The sequence below is a fragment of the uncultured Imperialibacter sp. genome, assembly GCF_963974565.1.
GTDB classification, from domain to species: domain Bacteria; phylum Bacteroidota; class Bacteroidia; order Cytophagales; family Cyclobacteriaceae; genus Imperialibacter; species Imperialibacter roseus.
The window spans coordinates 297,903-323,739 of the sequence record NZ_CAXBCJ010000006.1 but is presented as its reverse complement, the minus strand read 5'-3'; the positions used below and the strand labels follow the sequence as shown (position 1 = coordinate 323,739).

The window sequence follows — 25,837 nt, the reverse complement described above, 5'->3', positions numbered from 1 at the left end:
ATTAGGAGCGAGCGTGTAACACCATTTCATAAGCCCGAATATAGGACTCCACCATTGTCACCATGCTGAAGTGAGTTTTTGCGTGCTCCCTGCATCGCAAGGGGTTGAGCTGTGCCAGCAGTGCCACCGACCCGACAGCCTCCGTTACATCCCTGACCAAAAAACCGGTTACCCCATTGACAATCAACTCGGGCATGCTGCCTCTGTCGTAGGCGATGGCGGGCGTGCCGCACATCATGGCTTCCACCACACTCAAGCCAAACGGCTCATCGAAAAAGATGGGGTGTAATAAGGCCATGGCCTCGCTCAATAGTTTGCTTCGTTCAACCGGGCCCACGTTGCCCAGGTAGCGCACCTGACCGCTCTCAACCGATGGTTTGATAGCCGTTTCATAGTACTGCTGGTCTTGAATAAGCCCGGCCATGATCAGCGGCACTCCAGCCCGGTGGGCGATTTCGATGGCGGCATGCGCTCCTTTGTCCGGATGAATGCGACCGAAGTAAAGCAGGTAGTGCTTCTTGTCTTTTTTGAAGGTGAAATCTTCCGGATTTAGTCCGTGGTAGATCGTGCCGAGGTAATCGAGCTCAGGGTGGCGGTCGGCGTTGGAGATGGAAATGTAGGCGGTGGAGGCATTATACTTTTTGTAAACCGGGACTATTTTTGGCGAAGAAAACCCGTGGATAGTGGTGATCATCGGTGTGTCGATGAGCCTGGAATAGGTGAGGGGCAGAAAGTCGAAATGGTTATGGATGATATCGAAATCGGCCGCTTGTTCCATCAGGTGACTGATGTGCAGGCATTCCCATACTTTGGGATCTGTGTTTTGGTCCTCTGCGTAAGGATGTTCGCACACCGATTGCAATTGGCCGCTGGTGAAGGAATCGCTGGTAGCAAACAGCGTTACGTCAACCCCTTTCCTTACCAGACCCTCAGCAATGTTGGAGGCCACTTGCTCCCAGGGGCCGTATTTTCTTGGGGGCGTCCTCCAGGCAATGGGCGAAAGGATAGCAACTTTCATCCATCTGATTTGTAAAACTCCTCGTGCGCCTGAAGTACTGTCAGGTGGGAGATCAGGTAGGCCAAAGAGCTTTCTGCGCCCTGATTCCTGTTGACGCCATAGTTTTCGAAGCCATCGCAGCAGCCTTTGGTTTCGAAATCATACAGGCTCATGCGCAGATCATTTTCACCCAGGAACCACATAAATGCTGTGTACAATTCATTGAGGTATTTCTTGTCTCTGGTCAGGTGAAACGCCTGATGAAACATGAGTACCATGGCCAGGGCATCAATTGGTTGCTGGCCGTATACCGAACGTGGTCCATCTTTTTGATACCATTCGCTGTTTCCGATAATGGACAAATAGCCGTCTTTCATGGTGTGGCTCGTCAGGAAGGCCATGCTGTCCAGGGCTACTTTTTTTATTTTTTCGTCGTTCAGTATTTCAGCCGAATGAAGAAGCGAAAGTGGCAAAATGCCGTTATCGTAGGCCAACAGTGCTTCAAACCAGTGCCAATCTGCCGTGCAGTTCCCTTCATAATGTGCGACCAGCACATAAGCCAGGTTGCGTAGCCGCTCAGTCATGTCATCGTCGGATGGATTGCTCTTCAGGTAGTAGCAAATGCCTATCATGGTATTAGCAATGCTGCGGATGGATTTTAGGTTTTCAAAGTTGGGCGCTGCTTCAAAAAACACCAGCCTGCCGGTTTGATAATAGGCGTCGTTGGGCGCATTGCCCAGCAGGTAGCCCAGTGCCCATATGGTCCTGCCGAAGGAGTCTTCAGACCCCACTTCATCCATGAAATTGCGATTGAAGCTTAGGAAGTTTTTGAATGTGCCGTCTTCATTTTGCAGGTAATGGATGTAGCTTAGGTAAATGGGCATGAACTCGAGCGCAGCGACATCCTTTTTTTGTTTGTAGGCCATAAGTGCCATCAACAGAGCCCGGGCGTTGTCGTCGAGGCAATATCCCTCCTTCAGATTCGGAATCCCAAACTTTGCGTGCTGGATAATGCCTGTGTCATCCGTTAATCGCTTGATGTGGGCGAGCGAAAAGGGTGGAAGGAGCATCAAATCAATAATCGTTTCTTTTTTGTCAATGGACTGACAAGGCTCGCCAAGAATGCTTTCGGCCAGCGCAATGTATTTTTCTGCTGTTTTTGGCCAGCTTATGTTCTTGCCATATTCGTAGGCCTTCTGTTGGAGCTCTTTCAATACATCTGGCTGGCCGAGTAGTTCATTGAGGATGGAAGAAAGTTGATCTGAGTCATTGAAATCAAACAGACGCCCACGTCCGTCGGCAAGTAACTCACTGGCATACCAATACGGCGTTGAAACCACCGAGCAGCCTACACCCATGGCAAACGACAAGGTACCGCTCGTGATCTGAGTTTCATTCAGATAGGGGGTAATGTAAATATCACACGCAGCCAGGTATTTGAAGAGCTGATCCGGATCCATGAACTCGTTCAGAAAGAATACATGGTCTGATAATTTCAGGCTTTTTACCAGTAAATGAAGGGAATTGCGATACTCCTCGCCCGAGTGACGCAGGATATTTGGATGTGTTTTGCCAAGCACAATGTAGAGCACTTCAGGATGTTCCTTTATCACCGATGGAAGCGCTTTGATAACAGTCTCTATGCCTTTGTTGCGACCCAGAAAGCCAAAAGTCAGCAATACTTTTTTGCTTTCCAGCTTGAACTCTTTCTTGGCTAACGCATGGTCAAAATGAATATCGGGCACGCCATGTTCAATGAAAACAATCTTTTCTTTCGACACATTATAAATACTGGTAAGAAACTCGATGGCCTTATGGCTCATGACAACCACCCTACTGGCCATGTTACAGATTTCCTTTAGTATCGCTTTTTCGTTGTAGGAGGGTGCTTTCAAAATGGTATGAAGCGTCACAATCACCGGCATTTTTAGCCGGTGGAGAAGCGGAAGAATATATACCCCACTTTGCCCTCCGAAAATCCCAAATTCATGCTGAAGCACGCAGAGGTCGGCTCCACTCAAGTTGATAAAATTAGCTGCCTCAATGTAGTCTGCCTGCTGCTCCTGGCGGATTGTCAGCTTCACCTCCTTTGGGTAAGCGTAGAGTAGATCGTGGTCGTTTAAAGCCACTAAAAATGCCTCATCAACAAAGCTGGCGCTGTCTGGCGAGCTGGACATAGCATCCACAAGATCCCAGGTGAATGTGCCAATGCCGCATTCACGGGGCGGATAGGTACCTATGTAAGCTATTTTCATGTTGGGTATTTAAATGAAGATAAGGTATTTGACAACAGGGCAGGCCCTGAGCAGGGAGGCAGGCAAAGCCCAGCTTAGCCTGCTGCGGGGTCAGCCACATCCGTAATCTCCCTTTCGAAGAGTGCCAGATCTTTTTGCTCGGGGTGAGCAGGAGAGGTACAATAATAAATTTTCTTGATGTACCGCCTGATCACCAGTTCTTCACTGGGGTGTGCAAGGGTATATACAGTTGTTCCTTCGGCAAACTTATTTTCTATCATGATTGGGCGTTAAAAAGATTCTTTATGATGCAAATAGGGCATCGCTACTTCATGTCCTCCTCTACTGCCTTTGAAGAGACAGTCATTACTGGCAGTTTTGAAGCCAATCCTTCGTAAGCCTGTAGTTCCCGCTCGTGGAAGACCAATTCCTTCCTCGACAGATCTTCAGTCATTTTGCAGTAGTAAACATTGTAAGCCTGCCTTTTAACCACCAATTTTTGTGCCGGGCGTATACGTTCAGCTACCATTTCACCTACTTTAAATTTCCCTTCCATGGCTGATCAATTTTTAAATTTTCCCTTTAAGAACTTATACTGGCAGGTCTTCATAACCACTTTTTATCATGGTTGAAATCATCTTGAAGCGGACATTTGCTTTTATGGCATTGCGACAGTGGGCAGGGATAATAATCGATTGGCCTGTGTCGAGTAGATTGGATACGTCGTCAATCACCACTTCAGCTTTCCCGTCAATCACCTGAATGAAGGTGTCAAATGGCGAAGTCTTCTCCGTTAGCATTTCTCCTGAGTCGAACGACACCGCACTTACATTGCCAGTGGTTTTCTTAATAATCGTCTTTATCACCACTGAGTTTGGAACATACTCTATGATTTCTACGATAATGAAAACTTTTGCTTTAGGGTATTCCGGAGTATCCATTTTGATTGTTTAGGTATTTCCAATGAGTAAAAAGGACAGTTTCTGGTACAACACCATTACTGCCCTTTCGTTACCCTTCAGGTGTGTTCGCAGTATCTATTAAATAATGCGTTTTTCACTTCAAAGGGCTATTCTGTGCTTTCAAGCGGTAGGCCTTTCCTGATAATATTGATCACTTCCTCACGGCTTTTATTGATCCGTTCGCAAATCCTGGTGAGCAAATCCTGTTCTCCACCTACCTCGAACTTAAGGTCCTCATCTGTGAGCAGGCCAAATTTCTGTTTGAGCACTTTCGACTGATGGAACCAGTTGCCCGTTATTCTAAATGTGCCCACTGTGTTTGCTTCCGCTGTATTCATAAAAATATCGGTTATTTCCCCCACAAATGTGCCGCTATTGCTCCCCGGAAACTTTACATCTTTATAAGAGAGTGTTACATATATCACAGGTTATAGCCTTAACTATTGCACACGACGGAAAGCGAGTTTGGGTGGAGCCGAAAACAAAGGGCCGACCGATTTTCATCAGTCAGCCCCAAGATGTTGCTTATAAGAGGCAAGCGCTTTTACTTGGCAGAAATAATGTCAATAAGAACCGTTCTGTTATAAAACCTTTCTTCAGGCCATTTGTTTCCAAAAGGCATCATTCTCTCTTCCTCCCCAAAACCCAGTACTTTGAAAGTCACGTCAGTTCTTCCAGCTTTGGACAGGGCCTTGGTAAGGATGGTTTTCACATCATTGGCCCTGGCCAGCGACAGTTTCTCGTTGTTCGCTGCGTCTCCGACTACGTCGGTGTGGCCGTGGATAATCACAGTTCCTCCGTGAGGAATCTTTGGCACAACGATCTCAGTGAGGTATTTTTCATACATGGCAATGGCAGTGGAATTGTTGAATTCATAAATGACACTGTATCTCATACCCATTTCATCGACTTCCGGTGTCCAAAGCACCATATTGACAGTAGCCTCTTTTTTCACTGTTTTGCCATCTGGTGTCTGCCCTATCATGGTTACTTCGTACTTGCCTTTGGGGGTAGTACCTAAAATGGATTTGCCGGGAAGATTGACAAGCTCTCTGGTAAAAGGACCGAAAGACTGTACTTTTCCCTGCTCATCTTTGATGTCCAGCGACCACGACTCAAAAGCTTCGTCGGCACCATCGACCCTGAATGATACGTAGCTATCAATCGGAGCTACCTGTACCGCCACGAATTCAACTGGCTTAAGGGCCGCTTCCGGCCCACTCTGGAACTCCATAAGCAGCGCAGGAGAGCTGCTTTCTATAGACACCCTGCGGTCTTCTTGTTGAAGGAGTACAAGTTCCTCAGTTCCGCCTGGCTGCTGCGAGGGTATTTTGGATTTGCTTCTTCCATCTACTGAGATTCTAGCCGCATTGATGCCAAAAACGTCAACAAGATATGTTTTAATAGTCGTTGCCATTTCCCGGCCGTCTTCAGGGCTTTTTCTTGAAGAGCCTACCAGGTTAATGGTAGCCTGTGGGTTTTTGCCCATTCTGTCGCCAAAGATATTAAGGATGTTATAATAGACTACCATTCCACGATCGGAGCGACCTGTCAGGTGCTTCGGTGTAAATACTTCAAGCTGATCTTCCTTGAAATCCTTTACTTGGGTTTTATTGATGGTTACGTACCTGTCAGGTATTTCAGTTGACCCTAAGTCAAAAAATACGTAATTGCGCAAAGGAAAGGTTTCTCTCACCCGGCGCTCAATAGGAATATTGGCGGGTGAAACCACCGTGAACTGAACTTCTGGTAGTCCTATCGCTGCCATCTCCTCTGGTACTGGAGGCACGTCTTTGATTATTTCCTTGCCTTTGCCAAACTTAAGCGCAGCTCCCAACCTAACGGTGGTGTTGTGCCAGGTTTCGGTAGACCTGGGATCCTGGCCAAATTGAGGTTGAAAACTGGCAAACGGAGAAAGAACGAATTGCGTTTTATGATTGACAGACGAAAGTTGAATATCGTACCCGGCACCTACCTGCATGGAAATCACAGTTTTTTCGATGTTGCTGAAGTCACCCTTCACAGGTGGTGTAGCAGCCTGCTCAGGAAAAGCAGGATTGATACCCAGTTCGTAGGTAAATGCGCTTGTTCTGTTGAAGGCAAAACGGGGGCCAGCGTACAGGTAGAAATCTGATTTGAACGGCGCAAATCTCAGGCTTGGTTCAATGGAAATATAGCCCAGGTTGGTCGATAAGTCGGCCGGACAGTTGCAACTGGTAAGTACCTGATCCCACGAGCCTTTGCGGCTGTCGTATCCCCCTTGCAGAATGACCCCGAATCGAGTATCAGGTTTGTAGAACTCGATAGAAGGAGCCACGTACAAGCCAAGGCCTTTTCCATGCCTGAAGGCAGTAGGAACGGTCAGGTCGTCGTTTAGCTGCTGAGTAGTGCCTCTGTAGAAATTGAAGTTCCCGCCCGCTGCTACACCAAAGTGCCAGCTAGGCCTGGTGTACTCCGTAGGTGAAGCGTCCTGCGCCTGGAGAGGTGCCTGTATCCCCGTCAAAATCAAAGCACTGAAAATAAGGGAAAGTATCGTCAGGCTATATAAGGCATGCGAGGGTTGCAATACCTTTTTGTAATTAGTTATCGTTTTCATTTTGTGATAAAAGTTTTTAATGATGTCTATAGCCAGCTTGTAACTGGCCGGCATACTGCTTTTGTGATTGGCCTTTGACATGATAGTCATTGGCGTTAATGGCTGTAGCTTTCCACTGAAAGAAGTGCCACTACCTATGCTGATAGTTCCATCAGTTTTCCAAAAGATATTTTTAGCTTGCGCTTCTCCTCTAAGTACCACATTGCCTCCGTGGCTGCCTAAAGTCGTAATCCGGTGAGAAGCCTCAAATATCCAAACTGCCTCGGCGTCTCCACGGGCATCAAGTGTCAGATTCCCGGCTTGAATAATAAAGCTATCAGCTGTGTAAGTACCCGGCATGAGTGTTAGTCCTCCCATTTCACCAGATATGGCCTGAGCCATGGCTGCTGCTGCCGGAGGGGAAAACCCTCCGGCGAACAGAAGCTTAGCTGACTGCATTGGTTTAGATGCGGTCTTCATGGTATTAATTTGGAGGTCTGGTAATGGTGTTGGCGCTGATCAGCTGTACCGAACCGTTTCTGGCAAGCATCCTGCCTTCTGCCACCGAACCGGCATTCATCGTGATGGATGAAAAGGCGAGTATATTTCCTTTAAATATTGTATTGTCGCCAATGGTCGCTGAGCTACTTACTTGCCAAAACACATTTTTGGCCTTTGCTCCACCCGCCAGGATCACGTTGCCGCCGGCACCACCTACAGAGGTGAAGGCCGATCCAACCTGGAAGATCCAGACGGCATTCTCGTCTCCCTGGGCGTCAAGCGTAAGGTCACCATTCTGCAAGAGCATGGTGGTGGCAGATGTCCAGATACCTGGAGCAAGTGTTTGCCCGCCAAGGTCAGCCGGTGCTACGGAAGGGGCAGGGGTTGTTGCGTTTTTAGCGTCGTCGTAGGCTTGCACCAGCTCTGACTGAGCTTGGTTAAGTGCAGCGTTGATTCCCGCAGGAGCCACATCATCGGAGGCATGGAAGGCACCATTAAAGATAAGACCTGGTCCACCATCCACATCGAAGAAGCCTGTAATAGAAGAACGTGCTCCGGGATAGATACCGACATTCATGTCATGAATCTCGCTGGCACCAGCGTTGTTGGTAACACCCACTCCGGCTATGATACCGTATTCAAGTAATGAATTGAGGTTTACAACTGGAGGGCCTAAGGGGGCCACCGTGCTAAAGCTCCATACGTGATTACTGGCAATGGCAATGCCGCCCACGCTCTTTGCTGCGGTTGTAATAGTGGCAGTATAAGATTTACCCGACAGCAGATTGCTTGTTGGTGTGAAGCTCGCTGTTGTTCCTGTGTAGCTAACTGCACCTGCCACGCTATTTGTACCTTGCATAAGGGTAAATGAAGCGCTGGTGATCGTCAGAGGATCCATTGATTCACTGAAAGTAGCATTGATGACCTTGTTAAGAGGAATACCTGTAGCAAGATTCAGCGGGTCAGTAGAAAGAACAGTTGGAATCACTCCTACATCAAAGCTCCATCCAAAATCAGCGCCCATCGCAAAACCAGCCTGGCTGGTTGCGCCTGTCGTTACATTGGCGGTATACGTCGTTGCTGCCACAAGCGGGCTTATTGGCGTGAAGGTAGCCGTGGTGCCTGAGTAGCTAACAGTACCTGCTATTGCATTGGTACCCTGCATCAAAGTAAATGACGAAGAGGTAATTGTAGCAGGGTTCATGGCTTCGCTGAAGGTAGCACTGATGACCTTATTGGTAGGCACACCGGTAGCCAGGTTCAACGGGTCTGTAGAAACTACAGTGGGAAGTACTCCGGTGTCAAAATTCCACACATAATTGCCTGCCAGCGGAATGCCTACAGGATTGGCTGCTGTGTTGGTAACAGTGGCGGTGTAAGTAGTGCCAGCCGAAAGAGGGTTTGTTGGCGTGAAAGTAGCTTTAGTGCCTGAATAGGCAACAGTACCAGGAACTGATGTTGTGCCTTGCTTTACGGTAAATGAAGTCGGGGTGATGGTCAGGGGATCCATGGCTTCACTAAAGTCGGCCTCAATTACCTGATTCAGCAGTACACCTGTGGCCAGATTGATTGGTGCCGTAGTCGTTACAGCGGGCAGCATGCCAGTATTAAAAGTCCATACAAAATCAGCCGCAACTGCCTCTCCGGTGAGATTCATGGCGCCGGTCGTAATAGTGGCCGAATAGTCTGTGTCAGGTAAAAGATCGACAGACGGTGTAAAGGAGGCCGTCAAACCATCGTAGGTGATGACCCCGGCAACCTGCGTTGTTCCATTCATGAGTGTGAACGAGGCACCATTGATCATCAATGGATCCATTGCTTCACTGAATGTGGCCGTTACTACTTTGTTGAGCAGAATATTGGTGCTCAGGTTGATGGGGTCTGTTGACACCACAGTCGGCGAGGCGTTTGTGGTGAAGGTCCACACATAGGGTGCTTGCAGGAAATTACCATTTTGATCCTTCGCCGTAGGTGCCACTGTGGCTGTGTACTCAATGCCCGGGCGGAGATTTTCTGCTGGCACAAAGCTTACTGTAAAAGTAGCAGCATCATACGACACCGTGCCTTCAATTTCAGCCAAACCTCGGCCGGCAGGAGAGGCTCCTCCAAGGCTAAATGTGGCTTGAGTGATAGAAGAACCATTCATTGCCTCGTTGAAGGTCGCTGAAATGACCTGATCAAGTGGCACATTCACGGCGCCCCCCACGGGATCCGTGGATACAATCACAGGGCAGAGTCCTACAATGCCCTCATTTTCATCTTTACACCCTACTATCAGGACGGCAAAAAATAATGCTGTCAGGGCAGATGTCCATAGCTTGTTTTTTGTTTTTTTCATTATATTAATGTTTAGCTGGTAATTGAATTTTGAGCGATTATTACTCTTTGTCACCCACCAGGTTAAGGGGGTGTTTTACGATGACATAAGTAATTTTGAATTGAGGTTTATGGCTTCTTGCGAGGCCACAATGAGCTTAAAATTGAGCTCATTTTAAGCGACGTCCTCCCTGTGTTGGGCAGGCGGGTTTGCCATTAGGTTTATGCAAAATTCCAATTTTTTGAACCAATAAAATTACACTTCAGTATTTTTGAGTTACATATTTCACTGGTTATTTGTCGCTTTTTGCTGTTTAAGGCGTCTTTTAAAACAGATTGGGAGGAAGTAGTGAAATAGAGTGGTAATTAGAAAAATATAATTTTTCTAATAAAATTTTAGATTTGTCGTGCACCAATATAAAACGGGAATAACCCCAGTTGAGAAGCTTCTTTATTCTGACACTTTTGCTTGGTAAATTTGGTAGATGATGTTTGAAGACACTGAAAGAGCCGCCAGTGATGGAGGATAATTGCATCAGCTATCCTTCTTGGGAAATATTCGGCAAGTGTTTCGGCCATTGGTACGGGGAGGGGGGATAAGCCACGAATTTGCTCAAAGACTTTTAGCCTGACGCACACCCTACGGGCCCACGGCACCACCGATCAAAAAGGCTCTGGTTACCTCGACGAATTACTATTTTGCGCCCTTACTACGATTCGTCTTTCGTAGTACGTACAAGGCTAATGCCCGACACGAAAAACAACAGGCCAAGCCCTCCCCAGGTCAAAAGGATTTTCACGCTATTTGCGCCACCCATGTTGTTGACGAATAACACAGCAGCATAGATAAGACTGCCTATTCCTAATACAGTCAGTAGTCCGCCAAATATTCTTTTTAGATTCATGATTTATGTGTTTAACTGCTGAAGCATATTGAAAAGCGTGGATTCGCTTCCGGGGCAAATGGCCTAACCAAGCGATGCCTCAATAATAATTCCCCACAAAGATGCGACGCTAAGACCAGCCAGGTGTTATATATATTTGGCGTCCTATTACACATTTCACACTTCCCAAAGTAGCTGGATCGCAGGCCATCCTCTAAGGGCTTATGCAGCTGCGGAGACACCTGCAGGGCGTTGCCGACAGCCAATCAGTGATTTATGTAACATTCCTCCTTTGATGTGTAAGTTTTGTGAACCGAAAAGCCCCCAACTTGCCTGTTATCCGCTTAAAAAAATGTGATCATTTGAAACTCTACATCAAGTACATGGTGAGCACCCGCTGCAAAATGGCAGTGAAAGAAGTTTTGAGAGAGATGGGATTGCATTTTATTGTAGTTGATTTGGGGGAGGTAGACATCATGGAGGAGTTGACGGGCGACCAGCAGGACGAGCTCAAAGCCGGGTTGCTTGGCATTGGATTGGAGCTGATGGAAGATAAGAAGGCCATTCTGATTGAAAAGATCAAAAACATCATCACCGAAATGATCCATGCTTCTGGTGAGCTGCCGAAAATGAACTACTCCGACTACATCAGCGAGAAACTTGATTACGACTACACTTACTTGTCCAACATATTTTCGGAGGTGAAGGGCATCACTATTCAGCAATTCATCATCATTCACAAGGTGGAGCGCATCAAGGAACTCATCATTTACGACGAGCTGAACATTACAGAAATTGCCTGGAAAATGGGCTACAGCAGCGTGGCGCATTTGTCGAACCAGTTCAAAAAAGTCACCGGCCTTTCGCCATCTCATTTTAAGCAATTGAAAAGCAAACGGCGGAGCCCCATTGAGACAATTGGCAATTCAGACAAGGGAACTTTGACACAAGGAGAAATAAATCAGCGATGACCAAGACGAGATCTCAGAAATCGCAGTATGCAAGGAGTTTGCTGGAAGCCAGCCTGGATCCGTTTGTTACCATTAGCGCCGAGGGCAAAATCACCGACCTGAATGAGGCTCTGATAAAAGTAACCGGGCTTCGCCGGGAAGAGCTTATTGGCACCGATTTTTCCACCTATTTTACCTCACCTCAAAAGGCGCAGGAGGGGTATTTGCAAGTTTTTGAGAGGGGCTTTGTCTCTGGCTACCCCCTGACCATCAAGCACAAAGATGGGATGTTAACCGACGTGCTTTACAATGCTTCCGTGTACAAAGACAGCAGAGGCAATGTGCTGGGAGTATTTGCTGCAGCCCGTGATGTGACTGAACAAAAATGGGCCATAGAACTAAGAAAGGCCAACAAGGAGCTGGCATTTCAAAACGAAGAAAAGGAGAAGAGGGCTGCAGAGCTGGTCATTGCCAACGAAGAGCTTGTTTTCCAAAATAAAGAGAAGGAAAAACGAGCCGCTGAGCTGAGTGTTGCCAATATAGAGTTGGTTTTTCAAAACGATGAAAAGGAAAAACGAGCAGCAGAGTTGGGGGTTGCCAATGAAGAGCTTGCGTTCCAAAATAATGAGAAGGAAAAGCGGGCGTCCGAGCTTGTTGTTGCCAACGAAGAGCTCGTCTTCCTAAACAATGAGAAGGAGAAAAGGGCTGCTGAGTTAGGAATTGCCAATAAGGAATTGGCCTTTCAAAATGATGAGAAGGAAAAACGTGCGGCCGAGCTATGGATTGCCAACGAAGAGCTGGCCTTTCAAAATGAGGAGAAAGAAAAGCGTGCTGCTGAGCTAGGGATCGCCAACGAGGAGCTGGCATTCCAAAACAATGAGAAGGAAAAGCGTGCGTCGGAGCTTCTTATCGCCAACGAAGAGCTTGTCGTTCAAAATGAGCTGAAGGAGAAAAGGGCGGCAGAATTCACTGTTGCTAATAACGAACTTGCTTACCAAAACGATGAGAGGCAAAAGCGGGCGGCTGAGTTAGACATTGCCAACAAGGAGCTTGCCTTCCAGAACGATGAGAAGGAAAAGCGGGCTGCAGAATTGAGGTTGGCCAACTATGCCCGCAGCCTGATAGAAGCAAGTCGTGACCCATTGGTTACTATCAGCACGGCAGGCAAAATCACCGACATGAATGAGGCGTTTGCGAGCATTACAGCATCAACACGAGAAAAGCTTGTCGGCTCAGACTTTGGCGTCTATTTCACTGACCCGGTCAAAGCCCGTGAAATTTATGAAGAGGTGTTCACCGAAGGGTTTGTGGCAGACTATCCGCTGACCATCATCGATCATGGACTAACAGCTGTATTGTTCAATGGTTCGGTGTATAAAAATGAAAAGGGTGATGTGCTAGGGGCCGTGGTAGTAGCCCGGGACATTACTGAGCAAAAGAGGATTGAAAAGGAATTAATAGAAGCGAAGGTAGCTGCGGAGCTTGCCACTGCCGTAGCTGAGGAGGCCAAAGAGAAAGCCGAAAGTGCCGCCGAAATCGCCGAAAGTGCAGTAAAGGCAAAACAGCAGTTTCTGTCCAACATGAGTCATGAAATCCGTACACCAATGAACGCCATTATTGGGTTTACAAAAGTGGTATTGAAAACGAACTTGTCGGCGAAGCAAAGGGAATATTTAACGGCTATTAAGATTAGTGGCGACTCTTTAATTGTGCTCATCAACGACATCCTTGATTTGGCCAAAGTAGATGCTGGAAAGATGATTTTTGAGGAAATCCCATTCAAATTGGCTTCTTCGTTGTCGGCGATGCTGCACCTGTTTGAAACAAAAATTCAGGAAAAGAACCTGTTGCTCATCAAAGAATATGACGAGAACATTCCGGAAGTGCTGATTGGAGATCCGGTTCGTCTGCACCAGATCATTTTAAACCTGGTGAGCAATGCGGTCAAGTTTACTTCCAAAGGAAAAATTACCGTGAGCGTTCGAATGTTGGCCAGCGAAGAGGAAGAAAAGGTGAATATAGAATTCGCCATTTCCGATACTGGGATTGGCATAACCGAGGACAAACTGGAACGGATATTTGACAATTTTCAACAGGCCTCCAGCGGCACCTCCAGGTTGTATGGGGGCACGGGGCTTGGACTGGCCATTGTGAAACAACTGGTGGAGCCCCAGGGAGGCAGTATCCAGGTGAAAAGCAAAGTGGGAGAGGGGACTACATTTAGTTTTATCCTGAGTTTTGGTAAAACAAACCAGGAAGCTGTGCTCGACGTGATATTTGCAGAGCCGGACAAAGAAATTAAGGACATCAAAGTGCTGGTAGTGGAAGACATTGCACTTAATCAGTTGCTGATGAAGACATTGCTGGACGATTTTGGCTTCGAAAGGGACATTGCTGACAATGGGCGAATTGCGATTGAAAAGCTGGAAGTTAAATCGTACGATATTATTCTGATGGACTTGCAAATGCCTGAAATGAATGGCTTTGAAGCAACAGAATACATTCGTAACACAATGAATTTACAAATTCCCATCATTGCCCTGACCGCAGATGTTACCACAGTGGACTTGGAAAAATGTGAAGCCGTCGGAATGAATGACTATATCTCGAAGCCTGTCGACGAAAGGTTGTTGTACAGCAAAATTGTGTCGCTGGCAAAGAAGCCTTCACAAATGACAGCAAAAGAGGACGTTTTGGTGGAGGTTTTACCCGGAAAGGTCGTCAGCTGTATTGACCTCACTTTTTTGAATAAGCGGACCAAGTCTGACCCAAAATTGATGATGGAAATGATATCACTTTACCTGGAGCAAACTCCACCACTGATCAGCACGATGAAGAAGAGCTTTGCTGAGAAAGACTGGACTACTCTGTATTCGGCTGTGCATAAAATGATCCCCTCATTTTCGATCATGGGCATTCACATGGATTTCGAAAAGAAGGCAAGAGTATTGCAAGAGTTCGCCAGTACTCAGCAGCAGCCAGAGGAAATCTCAGCCCTTGTTTTGCAGCTGGGGAATGTGTGCACACAGGCATGTGCAGAATTAAAGCAGGAGTATAATAAGATGAAGACATCAATGCATGAAAACTGAAAAGAGGATAAAGGTCTTTCTCGTGGACGACGATGCTGTGTTCCTGAAGTCACTGGAAATAGAGTTCATGAACACGGGCAGTTTCATAGTGGAAACCTATGCGACGGGCGAACGCTGTCTTGAAAACCTGGCAAATGCACCTGATGTAATTGTTTTGGATTATCACCTGGATGGAATTGATAAGGATGCTATGAACGGAGTGAAGACCCTGGACAAAATTAGGACATCAAACGCCGATATTCCTGTACTTATGCTGTCCTCGCAAGATAAAATTGAAGTGGCGATAAACTGTATGCACCACAAGGCATTTGACTACGTAGTAAAAAGCGAAACAGCCTTTATACGCATGCAGAAGATCATCACCGGCATCATGCAACTCAAAAAAGTAGAAAAACAATTGAGCTGGTACATGGAAAGGATGTAGCCGCCCATTTTTTTTAGTTTAACTCAGCAAGGGTCATTTTTTTTGCTCATTTTCAGCTGGTAGTTTTTATTTCGGTTGCTAGCCTTGCCGAACTCCCTGAGGTTAGCAACCACATGACAGGCCTCCATCCCCCCGGTTTATTGCTGTCTGCTTCGCAGGCCAACCGCTTCACGGCAACATGTGAAATATGCAACTCTGCCATCTAATTGTGTAATACCAATCAGGCTGAAAAAGCAGAATTTTACGAAACCATCGGCGTGTATTCGCCTCCCCACTAAATCGACTCCGATGCGCTGTATACGCACATCATGTGTAGTCCCTTCTTTTTTAAAACTAAGCATATGAAACGATACCTCAATTCATTACGCATCATCTCTTTTTTGGTCACGCTTTTATTGGTTCAAAGCTGTGACTCGCCCACAACCAAAGCTGACGTGGAAAAGGATATCGGCAAAGCAAATAAGGCCGTTGAAGCGGCTGCAGAAGCTACCGAAGATGCCATGATCAGTAAGAAGGAATACTATAAGGATCACATGGAAGAAGCCATAGACCTCCTGACCAAAAGGAGCATTCAGGTGGAAAAACGAATCTCAGAACTGGTTGCCACTTCGAAGAAGTCAACAAACAAAGAAGCCGCCGCCAGCATACAGGCTGCCATTATTGCTTTCCAAAAAGAGAAGAGTTCTCTGGATAGAAAAATTGAGGCTGTCAAAAACCAGGAACAGGATTGGAGTGCGTCTTATGACGACATCCTTACCTCTATCACCACCATTGAAAGAGAACTGGATAAGCTGAGCGAAAGCATAGAAAATAATTGATGCATATAGGTTAAAACCATTATTATGAAACAGAAAACAGTAAAGACAGCCGGAATCGTGTTGGCCATGCTAACGATGCATGTGGCAACTTACGGACAAGAATTAGCGTCGTCGCTCTTTGACGATGTAAACAGAACCTTGCAGGCAGCCAGAAACGCCCAGGCTGATGTATTGTCTCCAAAATCATTTGCAGCTGGCATGGAGGCCTACAATGACGCACAAAAGAGCTATAAAAATGATGGAGAGATTTCCGATATCAAAGAAGATATCGCCGAAGCCAACGCTAAATTTTCGCAAGCCATAGAAAATACCAAAGTGGGGTCAGTACTGTTTTCGCAGGCACTGTCTGCCAGAAACGATGCTATGAATGCTGAAGCTGGTCAGTTTAGCAAGAACAACTGGAAAGAGGCAGAGGAAGAAATGAAAGATGCTGCCGGGGAACTCGAAAAAGGTGACTCGAACGACGCCAAAGAACAAGCGAAGACTGCCACAGCGCTTTACCGAAAGGCTGAGCTGGAGTCGATCAAAGCCAACTACCTGAGCAATGCCAAAAAACTTGTTGAGCAAGCTGACAAGAACAAAGTGTACAAGGTAGCTCCGAAGACATTTGAAGAAGCCAAAGCACTGATCGCCAAAGCAGAAAAGGAATTGGCCGAAAACAGATATGACACCGATGGTGCCAGGTATTTGGCAAAAGAAGCTGAGTACAAGGCGCTGTTAGCCATGCACATTGCCAAGCAGGAGGAGATATTGGATGATAAAGATTTTGAAGCTGAAGACTATTTGCTGATGATGTACGAGCCCATCACTAAAATAGGCGAAGCACTCGACCTTAATATCAGGTTCGACAATGGTGTGGATGGCCCTGTGGCTGAAATCATATCGTCCATCAAAGGTGACGACAATCTCATCGCTACACTGGAAGCCAAATTGTATAACTATCAACTGCACAACGAAAACCTCACAGCCTTGCTGTCTGAGCAACGTAAGATCCAGGAGATCATGAAAGGTCAGTTGTCTGATGAAGCGCTGGTGGCACAGAAAAGGCAACAAGCCTTGCAGGCAAGAATAGACAGGGCGGCTGAAATTGACGCCAAATTTGATAAGATTCAGCACATTTTTGCCACCGACGAGGCCCAGGTTTTTCGTCAGCAAGACGACGTGATTATCCGGATGATTGGTGTGAATTTTGACATCAGCAAATCTGAGATCAAGCAGGAAGATTACGCCTTGCTTACTAAATTGCAGCAGGCTGTCAATACCTTTGATAATGCTACCATTGTTATCGAAGGCCATACCGACTCACAAGGAGGCGATGACTTGAACCTGGAGCTGTCACAAGCCAGGGCAGATGCTGTGCTTAGTTATATGAGTGCTAATACCACCATCGACAAGTCAAGGTTCAGCACCAAGGGTTTCGGAGAGAGCAAGCCTGTAGCCAACAACGAAACCGCTGCCGGCAGAAGAGTCAACAGGAGAATTGATATTGTAATCAAGCCCACAATGATGGACACGCTTGTAGGATTGAATACATCCGGTAACTGATAGAAACAAATCAAGACGACCTGAGTGCGACAGTTCCCATGTCGTGCTCAGGTTATTTTTATTTTTTAGGTGAAAGTCCAACATGAGCATTGCCAGTGCCCATGGTTTTCTATTTTACCAGACCAATATCAACGCTATGAACTATTTTTTATTTATTCTGGGCATTGTTCTGCTCTTAATTGCCGCTACTGATTTAACCGTAACGTCGTTGTCCGTACGTGGGGCAGGGTTTATCACCAAGCGCTTATCTAAGGCCATTTGGAGAGTAATGCTGGCCATTAACAAAAGAGTGGCTGGTGGAAAATATCTTGAACTTGGTGGTGCAATCATATTGATGGCAATTCTTATCAATTGGTTGTTAATGATTTGGCTTTCGGCTAGCCTTTTGTTCATTAGTCAGCCCGACTCACTGATGAATGTTGAAACAAATTCGTCTACCACAATCGTCAACAAAATATTTTACACCGGGTATACGCTGTCGAATTTGGGGCTTGGTGACATGGAGCCTGTTTCACCTTTTTGGGATTTAGTTACTGCAGTACTTTCGTTTGTTGGCCTGATTCAAATCTCCATCGCCATTACTTATTTCATTCCGGTGGTTTCGGCTGAAATAGTGAAAAGGAAAATAAGCGTTTACATCACAACCCTTGGCTGCTCTGTAGAAGAGATTCTGTTAAATCATTGGAATGGAAAAGACTTTAAAGAGTTAGAACAACCCTTTGTGAGTTTAACCGAATCTATAATTTTACACGGTCAAAATCACAAGGCCTATTCGGTGCTGCACTATTTTCATTCTTCCGACAAGAAGGAAGCTTTTGTGCTCAATATCACCAACCTGGATGAGGTACTTACTGCCCTTTTTTTTAGTGTACCAGCAGAACTGCGGCCATCTCGCTGTGTGCTCAATGGCCTGCGAAAAGCCATTTCAAGTTATCTTGTAACGCTACCTGCCACCTTTGTAGTGCCCGGTGAAGAAACACCACCATTAAACTCACTTTCTGCCTTGGAAAAAAACGGAATTAAGGTGAGCCATAGCGCACCTATTGATTTAGAGTATGAGAAACTGACAACCAGGCGTAGGTTATTACTGTCGCTTATCAAAGACGATGGCTGGGAGTGGGGCGATCTTCAGGCAGGAAGCTACGATCATGAAATGAGCGTGATCAAATAGAAAAATACCTTTCTGCGGAGCTCATTCTTTTTTTGCCACTGCATCGGGCGGTAGTGGCGTGGTATCACCCATCAAAAATCCCCAGGGCCGAAGCGAGTCTATCCTGTCGAAGGTCAGTTTCAGAATGGCTGCAAACGGAATAGAAAGAAACATGCCTGGAATGCCCCACAAAGCTGCCCCCACAATAACGGCAATGATACAGATAAGGGGGTTGAGTTTCACTTGCCCGCCAATTATTTTAGGAATAATGTAATTGTTGTCGATAAACTGGATCAAAGCGTAAAGTCCTACGACGTACACCACATAAATAGGTGACTTGGTGGCAAATGCGACAAGCATAAATATGGCGACACCAATGAGCCCACCTATGTAAGGTATAATGTTAAGCAATGCGCCGATGATGCCAAGTAATATCGGATAATCTATGCCAAGGATAAACAACCCCAAGGCATTTAACACCACGATGATTATGAATTCAGCAGAAAGCCCCACCAGGTATCTACGAATGATGGATTTCACTTCCATAAGTATTTCGCTTACGTTTTTGTTGTGAATGATACCGAAGAGCCGGTGAATGAATTCCACCAGATGAGGTTCATAATTCAATATCATAAAGGTGTAAACAGGCGTGAGGAGCACTACTGCAAGGATACCTCCCATGGTGACAATGGTGGTGCCGATAGCTGCTCCGCTATTGTCAATAAGATCGCTCTTGCCATCCGAAATCCAGGCATTTATATCCCGGGTGCTGATGGAGAAATAACCTGAGGTCCACTTCACTGAGTCGTGGGTGAGCTGCTGAAACTTGTTAGTCAGCTGCGGCCACGATTCACCAAACTTGTTAAGCTGTAGTGAAATCCAAAAGAGCAGCCCGCCAACAAGCAAAATGGTAACCAGAAAAACAACAGTCACCGAAAAAGTCCTGTTGACCTTCTTTCTGACCAAAAAATGGACAGCCGGGGCTACTAATACCGATATGAGCACGGCATAAATGACTGGCAGAATGATAGGACGGATAATGGATAGTATGTTCACCACCAGGTAAAGCCCTATAAGCAACATGGCCACTTTTACGTAGGAAGGCAGCTTTACATTGAGATCCATTGGAGAGGTTGGTATTGTTTTGTTTAACCTTTAATGTGCTCGGGAAGAGCCTTCAGCTTTTTGGCTTGCCGGCTTCGGAGCAGATGGGCAAGCCCACGGCCGAGCGATTTCAGCAGGAGACTGTTTTTTGCAAGCCTACCCGAGACGCCTAGCAATACGAGTGAACCGATGAGGCGTCTTATTGGGTGGTGAGGAGATTCGTCGACTGGAGAAGCCGAGGGGTGGTCGCTGGAATGATTTGAAAAGAGCGAGCTGATGCCTGTTGATTGAGCAACCCCCTTTAGGGCACCTTTAATCATGTTAAACGGCGTTATGCTATCGTAAATCAGTTTGAATTCCGTTTTTAGTTCGTTGCGTTGACTTAGCTGATTGTCTTGCAATTGGATGATAGCGGCTCTGAGGGTTTCCGGAGAATCTATTGTTGGAGCTGGATTAGTCATTGAAGTGCTTGTTTAATAATCAGGGTGCTGACTGGCCTTTTGATCCACTGATGAAGATAGAGGTGAAAGATGATGCCAGCCAAAAGGTAAAAACCTGCCACAACAAAAAAGCCATAGTAAGTTCTCCCCAAAAGCTCACCCAGCCACAACGCCACTCCTATGCTTAGAACAAGTGTGGAAGTGGAAAGCACGAGGATTACGGCTAGCCGGGAAATCAGCGAAGAGGCCAATACCGTAGACATTTCAAGAGACTTTAGCTTTGAGAGCTGAATGGTGGTGTTACCATATGCCTCAAGTTTTTGGAACAACGATTCGAAGGAGTTACTGACGGTTTCCATTGCCTGGTGAGTCTATGTTGAAGGGGAGAAAAATGGGCCACTGCTATTTAGCCAATGGCCACTGAAATTTTTCCCTGATGGGTTATCAAAAGTGTCTACAGCTTGACGCCGTTGGCAGCGACATCTTTTAAAAGCTGTTCAGTCTTTTCGGTTCCGGCCTTGGCAAGTGCCTTCACTTCGTTACTTACCTTATCGTATTTTTCAGTTACGCCAGTTACCAGTAAGTTAAATTTCTCTTCCAGCTCGCTGGAAAACTCATCCTTCTTGTCGGAAATCTTCTTTCTGGTTAACGAGCCCTTTTCCGGAGCGAATAATATCCCGATAGCAGCACCGGCGGCAATGCTGGCTAGTATGCCTACTAAAACTTTTCCTGAATTCATGATTTTTCGCTTTAAAGAGTAAATTTTATGATAGCAAAGGTGACAAAGTTACGATGCTGATGTATTGCACAATCTCACTGTAGAGTTACATGTTTCACACATTTGACTGCTGCGTTTGTTTGATTGCCTGAGAGTAGAGCACCCTACGGTGACTTTATGCGTGGGCCATTTCCCTCTCGTCAATGATAAATTCAAGGCCGTGGGCGACTCTTTTCCCAAGCTGACTGTCGACACGGAAGAAATGACATAGCTGCAAATGAATAATTTTATTCCTCCGCTCGCCGGTGATGCCACTCATAGAAGCCACAATGTTTTTCACAAGGCACTCTCTCTGCATTTCTTTCATCACTTTGCGATACAACACGCCAGACTGCGAAAAATAATCCCCATCATTCTCGTAGTGTTCTATTGAATTTGATTGCCGAGGATCCCCACTTATTACCGGGGCTACATTGTTGGCATCTATGTAGTCAAATCCTTCCTGTCGGTTGTTTTCAGGAGTTTCGCTTCCTTTTTTATTGGAATCGACCGAGCCACTTTGAGGTTGATTTGAGAGCAGGTAGGGCTGCTTTTCAACTGGAATGACAGCCGCCGTAACAGGTGCCTGCTGTATCGGGGGTTTGACATGTTCAACCGGTGCCTGATCACCAGGGTTGGAAACACCCGTATTAATTTTAGCATGGATAAGCTTTTCCTGTTCTTCTGTACTCAGGCTCATTTCGGGAATTTCGTTTAATTCTATCACACCGATATCAATAAGCGGAAAGTCGCTGTGACTCCAAATCTTAGCCGGGTCAAAGGGGTCCCATTGGAAACTGTCGGCCTGTTTTGCTGTCATTACCTGAACAGCCACAGTCCATTTAGGGAAGTTCTTTTTCCTGATAGCCTCTTCAAGGTCTTTCTGTGCATGTTCCGGGTCAACGCCATTCATTTCGCTAGCCAATTGGCCTCGAAAATCAGTTATTTCCTGCATCGTTTTGAAGTGAAACTTTACCCAAAACTGCTGCCTGGCTCTATTGATGAATGCGAAGGGTTCTAAACCAAAACCATGCATGTTCCGGTAGGAGTAGGGGATGCCCTGGTCGCTCATCAGTATCATCACCTGAAGGAGGCTCTCAGGGTTCTGACTCCAGTAGTCCCAAATGAGGGTGGGGCTCTTGCAGTCGGTTTCTATATCAACCTGCTGTGTCTGAATAAATTGAGAGAACTTTAAAGGGTTTTTGATAAAGAACACTGGCGTATTTCTCCCTGTCATAATCCAGTCACCCTCTTCAGTGTAAAATTTTACCGAGAAGTCGCCACGAATTTTTTTTGAAACCAGGTGGTCTTCCTCATTTTCTTCATCCGAGAACCGGGTCAGCAACTTTGTTTGCCTGCCTATGTGGGCAAACATTTTAGCGCTGGTATATTGAGTGATATCGCTGGTTACCGTAAAGGTGCCATAGGCACCGGCTTGTGTCAATAAGTTCTCCTTGCTGAAGGCAGTTACACTGGTGCCGGAAAGTTGTTTTGCCCCCTGGAGGTCACCCGCTGGCTGCATCTCGCTATCGGTAGCCACAGTCACTACGGGGCCTTTCGTTTCCTCATACTTACTGCTGACTTGCTTTCTTTTGCTCTCCATTGGACAGTTCTTTTCGATAGCTTTGATCTGATGGCTTTAGCCTTTTTGCTTAAAATAACCTATGGAGGCCAGGCGCTGGCCTGCTCTTGCTTAAGGTGTGTAACCAACGTTTACCCCCATGAAACTGCCCCAGTAACTCTGGTAGCCATCAAAGTCGTGTGAATTGGTTTCCGGCCAATGCTCCTTGTCAAAACCAGGTGCATTTTTGAGAGTGTCTGCTTCCTGATTGATGACAAATGCTTGCTTTTTTGGGTCGACTGCAAGGAAGGCAAATGGTATAGCAAAGTACTTTTCGCCTATGCCGAGGAAACCACCCAACTCGATCACGAAGTATTCGATTTGGCCAGTGGTAAGGTCGATCATCACGTCTTTGATTTCTCCCATGTCTTCGTTGCCCTTGTTGAACACCCTGTCGCCAATGATGGATGTTGCAGTCAGAAACTTCAACGGGAGGTTGGCATGTGCACCTGAATGATTTTTATTGGTTGTGTTGTCTTCTTTGAAGCTTTTCATAGCATTTGTTTTTTTTCTCTTAGGAAGGAGACTTCAACATATAAAAGGTTGGAGCAGGCCGGGCCTTCTTTTTACAAAGCTGAAGAGAATGACTGGAGGAAGTGTTACACAACTGTGGGCTAACCTTGCATATATCACTGTTCTTGACAAGGATGCCTTCCGAGCTTTCTGTGAAATATGTAATTCTTTTCTTTTTTGTTGTAACAATCCAAAGGCATTGCCAGGCTTACTTTTGAGCCAGAATTGTGGCCTGTTTTTCTCACAATCACTACCACTTGGCCGGTTCATTACATGTCAGATCGAAGCCCCAAAAAATACATATTCTCCCAAGGGATAGACGACTATTTCACAGGTGTTGCCAGTGCTGTCAAGTTTATAGGGCGTTTTTGGCGAGAACTGTTAAAACCACCGTTTTACTTCAGGGAAGTGATCCATCAGTGCTTCGAAATCGGGCTAAAGTCGCTACCCCTTATCACCCTCACCGGGTTTATTATAGGCGTTGTGTTCACCAAGCAGTCACGACCATCGCTGGAAGACTTTGGAGCAGCTTCCTGGCTTCCTTCGCTAATGGGCATTGCCATTGTAAGAGCACTCGGTCCGTTGGTAACTGCCCTGATTTGTGCCGGTAAGGTGGGGTCAAGCATAGGTGCTGAGCTCGGTTCAATGAAAGTAACCGAGCAAATAGACGCCATGGAAGTGTCGGCCATCAACCCATTCAAGTTCCTTGTAGTCACCCGGGTGTGCGCCACCCTCATTACCATTCCTGTTTTGTCCTTTTATTGCATCACCGTGGGCTTGCTGGGCTCTTACGTGAATGTGCATGCTGAAGAGGCCACTGGCTTTATCAGCTACTTCAAAAGTGCCTTCTCCACCATCTCCTTCCTCGACATATTTGCGTCAGTGGTCAAGTCCCTCATTTTTGGGTTCACGGTGGGCATAGTAGGCTGTTATAAAGGCTTCCACGCTTCGCAGGGCACCCGTGGTGTGGGCAAGGCAGCCAACCAGGCCGTGGTGCTGGCCATGTTCCTGGTGTTTATTGAAGAGGTGGTGGTAGTGCAGGTGTCAAACTGGATAAGAAACTATTGAAATGATGGACGCCGCAAAACCAGAACATGTACAAGCCAGCGAACCAGTGATTACCATCCACGGGCTGTCCAAGTCATTTGGTGATTTGGATGTGTTAAAAGGAATTGATTTAACAGTTATGAAAGGCGAAAACATGGCTGTGCTGGGGAAGTCTGGATCCGGAAAGTCTGTCCTGATTAAGATATTGGTAGGTTTGCTCAAACCCGATAACGGTTTTGTGAAGGTGCTTGGAGAGGAAGTGGCCGATTTGCCGGCCAGGGAGCTCGACGCCCTAAGGTTGCGGATAGGGTTTTCGTTTCAAAATAGTGCCTTGTACGATAGCATGAATGTGTATCAGAACCTGGCTTTCCCTTTAACAATGAATTTTAGAAAGCTAACAAAAAAGCAGGTGGATGACGCTGTGATGGAAGCCCTGGAAGCAGTTAGCCTGGCCGACAAGCATAACCAAATGCCCTCAGGCCTCTCGGGTGGTCAGCGCAAACGGATTGGCATCGCCCGCACGCTGATATTGAAGCCGGAAATCATGCTTTACGACGAGCCGACTTCCGGTCTGGATCCTGTAACCAGCACGGAGATCAACGAGCTGATCAATGAAGTGCAAACCCGCTACAATACAAGTGCCATTATCATTACCCATGATCTTACCTGTGCCAAAAACACCTCACACAGGGTGGCCATGTTGCTCGATGGGAAGTTTTCCAAAGTTGGCAAATTCGAAGAGGTATTTGACTCGGATGATGAGCAGATCAGGAGTTTTTACAATTACAATTTTATCAGGTAAATCATGAGCGACACATCCAACAAACGTGCAGTAATAGTAGGGCTTTTTGTTTTCCTCGGGCTCGCTTTTCTCATCACCGGCATTCTGATGGTGGGCAACCTGCACGGTACCTTTAAGAAGAAAATGAAAATCGTTACCTTTTTCGACGATGTCAACGGCCTTCAAAACGGCAACAACGTATGGTTTTCGGGCGTGAAAGTAGGCACTGTAAGCAACCTGCATTTTTTCGGAAAGTCGCAGGTGAAAGTGGTCGTGAACCTCGAACTGAAAGCCCAGGAGTACATCCGCAAAGACGCCATGATAAAGATCAGCACAGATGGCCTCATCGGCAACAAAATACTGGTGATTTATGGAGGCTCGCAGCGGGTGGGGGAGGTGCAGGAAGGAGATACCCTGCAGGTAGAAAAGACCTTTTCCTCTGAAGACATGATCAACATGCTGCAGGAGAACAACAAAAACGTGTTGGCCATTACCACCGACTTCAAGACCATAAGCAAGGCCCTGGCCGATGGGCAGGGAAGCATTGGAAAGCTGCTCGGTGAAACCGTTCTCTACGACAACCTAAACGCCACAGTGCTGGCGCTGAAGCAGGCGGCCACCAATGCGCAAAAGCTGACCAACACAATGAATAAGTTTGGTGCCAACCTGAACAAAGAAGGTACACTGGCACATGAGCTAACGACCGACACAGTTATTATTAATTCACTCAGGTCGTCGGTAGCAGGGCTGAAGCAGGTGACCGACACTGCCGTAGTGTTCATGGCCAACCTGAAGGAGGCCAGCAGCAACCCGAAAAGCCCGGTGGGGGTATTGCTTCACGACGAGGCTGCCGGTGCGAATTTGAAAGAGACGATAAAAAACCTGGAAAGCAGCTCTTTCAAACTGGATGAAGACCTGGAAGCTGCCCAACACAACTTTCTGCTGAGAGGTTTTTTCAAAAAGAGGGAGAAGGCTGAGAAGAAAGCAATGGCAGAGGGGCAGGGCTCCTGAGACAGAAAAATTTACTAGCACATATATAAAGAAACAAATGGTGCAGGCCTTCCCGTTAGGGCGGGATAAGGGCAAGCCCGGTTAGGAAAGTTTTACATTGAAACCCTCCAAGGGGTTC

The 25,837-nt window shown here is 46.5% G+C and carries 24 protein-coding genes; 9 read left to right on the top strand and 15 right to left on the bottom strand.

The genetic code is table 11. The features are described from left to right. Window position 1: 1 nt before the first annotated feature. From AAC052_RS11185 to AAC052_RS11145, 9 genes are all read right to left on the bottom strand, one after another. Window positions 2–1,018: a glycosyltransferase family 4 protein gene (locus AAC052_RS11185; protein ID WP_339813280.1), complete on the bottom strand. Its 1,017-nt coding sequence runs from the start codon at window positions 1,016–1,018 to the stop codon at window positions 2–4. Next, window positions 1,015–3,252 (bottom strand): glycosyltransferase family 4 protein, encoded by a 2,238-nt coding sequence (locus AAC052_RS11180; RefSeq protein ID WP_339813278.1) that lies wholly within the window; start codon window positions 3,250–3,252, stop codon window positions 1,015–1,017. The genes AAC052_RS11185 and AAC052_RS11180 overlap by 4 nt, the downstream gene beginning before the upstream one ends. Window positions 3,253–3,326: 74 nt before the next feature. Beyond that, a complete protein-coding gene (locus tag AAC052_RS11175; RefSeq protein ID WP_339813276.1) occupies window positions 3,327–3,512 on the bottom strand; it encodes a hypothetical protein in 186 nt (61 codons plus the stop codon). Window positions 3,513–3,556: 44 nt separating this feature from the next. Further along, the gene (locus AAC052_RS11170; RefSeq protein WP_339813274.1) at window positions 3,557–3,787 is read right to left on the bottom strand and encodes a hypothetical protein; all 231 of its coding nucleotides are present in this window, start codon (window positions 3,785–3,787) and stop codon (window positions 3,557–3,559) included. A 34-nt stretch (window positions 3,788–3,821) separates the two neighbouring features. Then, window positions 3,822–4,172, bottom strand: a complete 351-nt coding sequence (locus tag AAC052_RS11165) for a cupin domain-containing protein (protein ID WP_317487014.1) — start codon at window positions 4,170–4,172, stop codon at window positions 3,822–3,824. A 128-nt stretch (window positions 4,173–4,300) separates the two neighbouring features. Then, window positions 4,301–4,531, bottom strand: a complete 231-nt coding sequence (locus AAC052_RS11160; RefSeq protein ID WP_317487013.1) for a general stress protein CsbD — start codon at window positions 4,529–4,531, stop codon at window positions 4,301–4,303. A gap of 206 nt (window positions 4,532–4,737) precedes the next feature. Beyond that, a complete protein-coding gene (locus tag AAC052_RS11155) occupies window positions 4,738–7,248 on the bottom strand; it encodes an ice-binding family protein (protein WP_339813272.1) in 2,511 nt (836 codons plus the stop codon). Window positions 7,249–7,252: 4 nt separating this feature from the next. After that, a complete protein-coding gene (locus AAC052_RS11150) occupies window positions 7,253–9,607 on the bottom strand; it encodes an Ig-like domain-containing protein (RefSeq protein WP_339813271.1) in 2,355 nt (784 codons plus the stop codon). A gap of 688 nt (window positions 9,608–10,295) precedes the next feature. After that, the gene (locus AAC052_RS11145; protein WP_317487010.1) at window positions 10,296–10,490 is read right to left on the bottom strand and encodes a hypothetical protein; all 195 of its coding nucleotides are present in this window, start codon (window positions 10,488–10,490) and stop codon (window positions 10,296–10,298) included. Window positions 10,491–10,831: 341 nt separating this feature from the next. On the opposite strand from AAC052_RS11145, the gene AAC052_RS11140 reads away from it, so the two are divergent. From AAC052_RS11140 to AAC052_RS11115, 6 genes are all read left to right on the top strand, one after another. Next, complete coding sequence (locus tag AAC052_RS11140; RefSeq protein WP_339813268.1) at window positions 10,832–11,440, top strand: helix-turn-helix domain-containing protein; 609 nt, start codon at window positions 10,832–10,834, stop codon at window positions 11,438–11,440. Next, window positions 11,437–14,508, top strand: coding sequence for an ATP-binding protein (locus AAC052_RS11135; RefSeq protein ID WP_339813266.1), 3,072 nt, complete (start codon window positions 11,437–11,439; stop codon window positions 14,506–14,508). The genes AAC052_RS11140 and AAC052_RS11135 overlap by 4 nt, the downstream gene beginning before the upstream one ends. Then, window positions 14,498–14,932, top strand: coding sequence for a response regulator (locus tag AAC052_RS11130; protein WP_339813263.1), 435 nt, complete (start codon window positions 14,498–14,500; stop codon window positions 14,930–14,932). The genes AAC052_RS11135 and AAC052_RS11130 overlap by 11 nt, the downstream gene beginning before the upstream one ends. A 341-nt stretch (window positions 14,933–15,273) precedes the next feature. Further along, window positions 15,274–15,750: a hypothetical protein gene (locus tag AAC052_RS11125; protein ID WP_339813260.1), complete on the top strand. Its 477-nt coding sequence runs from the start codon at window positions 15,274–15,276 to the stop codon at window positions 15,748–15,750. A gap of 24 nt (window positions 15,751–15,774) precedes the next feature. After that, a complete protein-coding gene (locus tag AAC052_RS11120; protein ID WP_339813259.1) occupies window positions 15,775–17,295 on the top strand; it encodes an OmpA family protein in 1,521 nt (506 codons plus the stop codon). A gap of 136 nt (window positions 17,296–17,431) precedes the next feature. Continuing rightward, window positions 17,432–18,466 (top strand): ion channel, encoded by a 1,035-nt coding sequence (locus AAC052_RS11115; RefSeq protein WP_339813256.1) that lies wholly within the window; start codon window positions 17,432–17,434, stop codon window positions 18,464–18,466. A 21-nt stretch (window positions 18,467–18,487) separates the two neighbouring features. On the opposite strand, the gene AAC052_RS11110 is transcribed toward AAC052_RS11115, so the two are convergent. The 6 genes from AAC052_RS11110 to AAC052_RS11085 form a co-directional block, all read right to left on the bottom strand. Next, a complete protein-coding gene (locus AAC052_RS11110; RefSeq protein WP_339813253.1) occupies window positions 18,488–19,570 on the bottom strand; it encodes an AI-2E family transporter in 1,083 nt (360 codons plus the stop codon). Between the two features lie 23 nt (window positions 19,571–19,593). Continuing rightward, window positions 19,594–20,010 (bottom strand): hypothetical protein, encoded by a 417-nt coding sequence (locus AAC052_RS11105; RefSeq protein ID WP_339813252.1) that lies wholly within the window; start codon window positions 20,008–20,010, stop codon window positions 19,594–19,596. Beyond that, window positions 20,007–20,348, bottom strand: a complete 342-nt coding sequence (locus tag AAC052_RS11100; RefSeq protein ID WP_339813250.1) for a hypothetical protein — start codon at window positions 20,346–20,348, stop codon at window positions 20,007–20,009. Before AAC052_RS11100 ends, AAC052_RS11105 begins: the two co-directional genes overlap by 4 nt. A gap of 95 nt (window positions 20,349–20,443) precedes the next feature. Continuing rightward, window positions 20,444–20,728 (bottom strand): YtxH domain-containing protein, encoded by a 285-nt coding sequence (locus tag AAC052_RS11095; RefSeq protein WP_339813248.1) that lies wholly within the window; start codon window positions 20,726–20,728, stop codon window positions 20,444–20,446. Window positions 20,729–20,882: 154 nt separating this feature from the next. Further along, window positions 20,883–22,349 carry a catalase gene (locus tag AAC052_RS11090; protein ID WP_339813246.1) on the bottom strand — a complete coding sequence of 489 codons (1,467 nt, stop codon included), beginning with the start codon at window positions 22,347–22,349 and terminating at the stop codon, window positions 20,883–20,885. Window positions 22,350–22,439: 90 nt separating this feature from the next. Further along, the gene (locus AAC052_RS11085) at window positions 22,440–22,862 is read right to left on the bottom strand and encodes a PRC-barrel domain-containing protein (protein ID WP_339813242.1); all 423 of its coding nucleotides are present in this window, start codon (window positions 22,860–22,862) and stop codon (window positions 22,440–22,442) included. Window positions 22,863–23,153: 291 nt separating this feature from the next. Here AAC052_RS11085 and AAC052_RS11080 point away from each other — a divergent pair, with 291 nt between their 5' ends. Genes AAC052_RS11080 through AAC052_RS11070 form a run of 3 tightly spaced genes read left to right on the top strand, consistent with a single transcriptional unit; the run spans window position 23,154 to window position 25,719 of the window. After that, window positions 23,154–23,948: an ABC transporter permease gene (locus AAC052_RS11080; protein WP_339813240.1), complete on the top strand. Its 795-nt coding sequence runs from the start codon at window positions 23,154–23,156 to the stop codon at window positions 23,946–23,948. A gap of 4 nt (window positions 23,949–23,952) precedes the next feature. Beyond that, the gene (locus tag AAC052_RS11075) at window positions 23,953–24,729 is read left to right on the top strand and encodes an ATP-binding cassette domain-containing protein (protein WP_339813289.1); all 777 of its coding nucleotides are present in this window, start codon (window positions 23,953–23,955) and stop codon (window positions 24,727–24,729) included. A 3-nt stretch (window positions 24,730–24,732) separates the two neighbouring features. Further along, a complete protein-coding gene (locus AAC052_RS11070) occupies window positions 24,733–25,719 on the top strand; it encodes an MlaD family protein (RefSeq protein WP_339813237.1) in 987 nt (328 codons plus the stop codon). Window positions 25,720–25,837 lie beyond the last annotated feature (118 nt).

Coding starts and splice junctions, on each gene's coding strand:
- AAC052_RS11125 (WP_339813260.1), top strand. CDS start 15,274: ATGAAACGATACCTCAATTCATTACGCATCATCTCTTTTTTGGTCACG.
- AAC052_RS11120 (WP_339813259.1), top strand. CDS start 15,775: ATGAAACAGAAAACAGTAAAGACAGCCGGAATCGTGTTGGCCATGCTA.
- AAC052_RS11115 (WP_339813256.1), top strand. CDS start 17,432: ATGAACTATTTTTTATTTATTCTGGGCATTGTTCTGCTCTTAATTGCC.
- AAC052_RS11150 (WP_339813271.1), bottom strand. CDS start 9,607: ATGAAAAAAACAAAAAACAAGCTATGGACATCTGCCCTGACAGCATTA.
- AAC052_RS11095 (WP_339813248.1), bottom strand. CDS start 20,728: ATGAATTCAGGAAAAGTTTTAGTAGGCATACTAGCCAGCATTGCCGCC.
- AAC052_RS11170 (WP_339813274.1), bottom strand. CDS start 3,787: ATGGAAGGGAAATTTAAAGTAGGTGAAATGGTAGCTGAACGTATACGC.
- AAC052_RS11135 (WP_339813266.1), top strand. CDS start 11,437: ATGACCAAGACGAGATCTCAGAAATCGCAGTATGCAAGGAGTTTGCTG.
- AAC052_RS11090 (WP_339813246.1), bottom strand. CDS start 22,349: ATGGAGAGCAAAAGAAAGCAAGTCAGCAGTAAGTATGAGGAAACGAAA.
- AAC052_RS11110 (WP_339813253.1), bottom strand. CDS start 19,570: ATGGATCTCAATGTAAAGCTGCCTTCCTACGTAAAAGTGGCCATGTTG.
- AAC052_RS11145 (WP_317487010.1), bottom strand. CDS start 10,490: ATGAATCTAAAAAGAATATTTGGCGGACTACTGACTGTATTAGGAATA.
- AAC052_RS11175 (WP_339813276.1), bottom strand. CDS start 3,512: ATGATAGAAAATAAGTTTGCCGAAGGAACAACTGTATATACCCTTGCA.
- AAC052_RS11075 (WP_339813289.1), top strand. CDS start 23,953: ATGGACGCCGCAAAACCAGAACATGTACAAGCCAGCGAACCAGTGATT.
- AAC052_RS11085 (WP_339813242.1), bottom strand. CDS start 22,862: ATGAAAAGCTTCAAAGAAGACAACACAACCAATAAAAATCATTCAGGT.
- AAC052_RS11070 (WP_339813237.1), top strand. CDS start 24,733: ATGAGCGACACATCCAACAAACGTGCAGTAATAGTAGGGCTTTTTGTT.
- AAC052_RS11180 (WP_339813278.1), bottom strand. CDS start 3,252: ATGAAAATAGCTTACATAGGTACCTATCCGCCCCGTGAATGCGGCATT.
- AAC052_RS11080 (WP_339813240.1), top strand. CDS start 23,154: ATGTCAGATCGAAGCCCCAAAAAATACATATTCTCCCAAGGGATAGAC.
- AAC052_RS11160 (WP_317487013.1), bottom strand. CDS start 4,531: ATGAATACAGCGGAAGCAAACACAGTGGGCACATTTAGAATAACGGGC.
- AAC052_RS11100 (WP_339813250.1), bottom strand. CDS start 20,348: ATGGAAACCGTCAGTAACTCCTTCGAATCGTTGTTCCAAAAACTTGAG.
- AAC052_RS11165 (WP_317487014.1), bottom strand. CDS start 4,172: ATGGATACTCCGGAATACCCTAAAGCAAAAGTTTTCATTATCGTAGAA.
- AAC052_RS11130 (WP_339813263.1), top strand. CDS start 14,498: ATGAAAACTGAAAAGAGGATAAAGGTCTTTCTCGTGGACGACGATGCT.
- AAC052_RS11185 (WP_339813280.1), bottom strand. CDS start 1,018: ATGAAAGTTGCTATCCTTTCGCCCATTGCCTGGAGGACGCCCCCAAGA.
- AAC052_RS11155 (WP_339813272.1), bottom strand. CDS start 7,248: ATGAAGACCGCATCTAAACCAATGCAGTCAGCTAAGCTTCTGTTCGCC.
- AAC052_RS11105 (WP_339813252.1), bottom strand. CDS start 20,010: ATGACTAATCCAGCTCCAACAATAGATTCTCCGGAAACCCTCAGAGCC.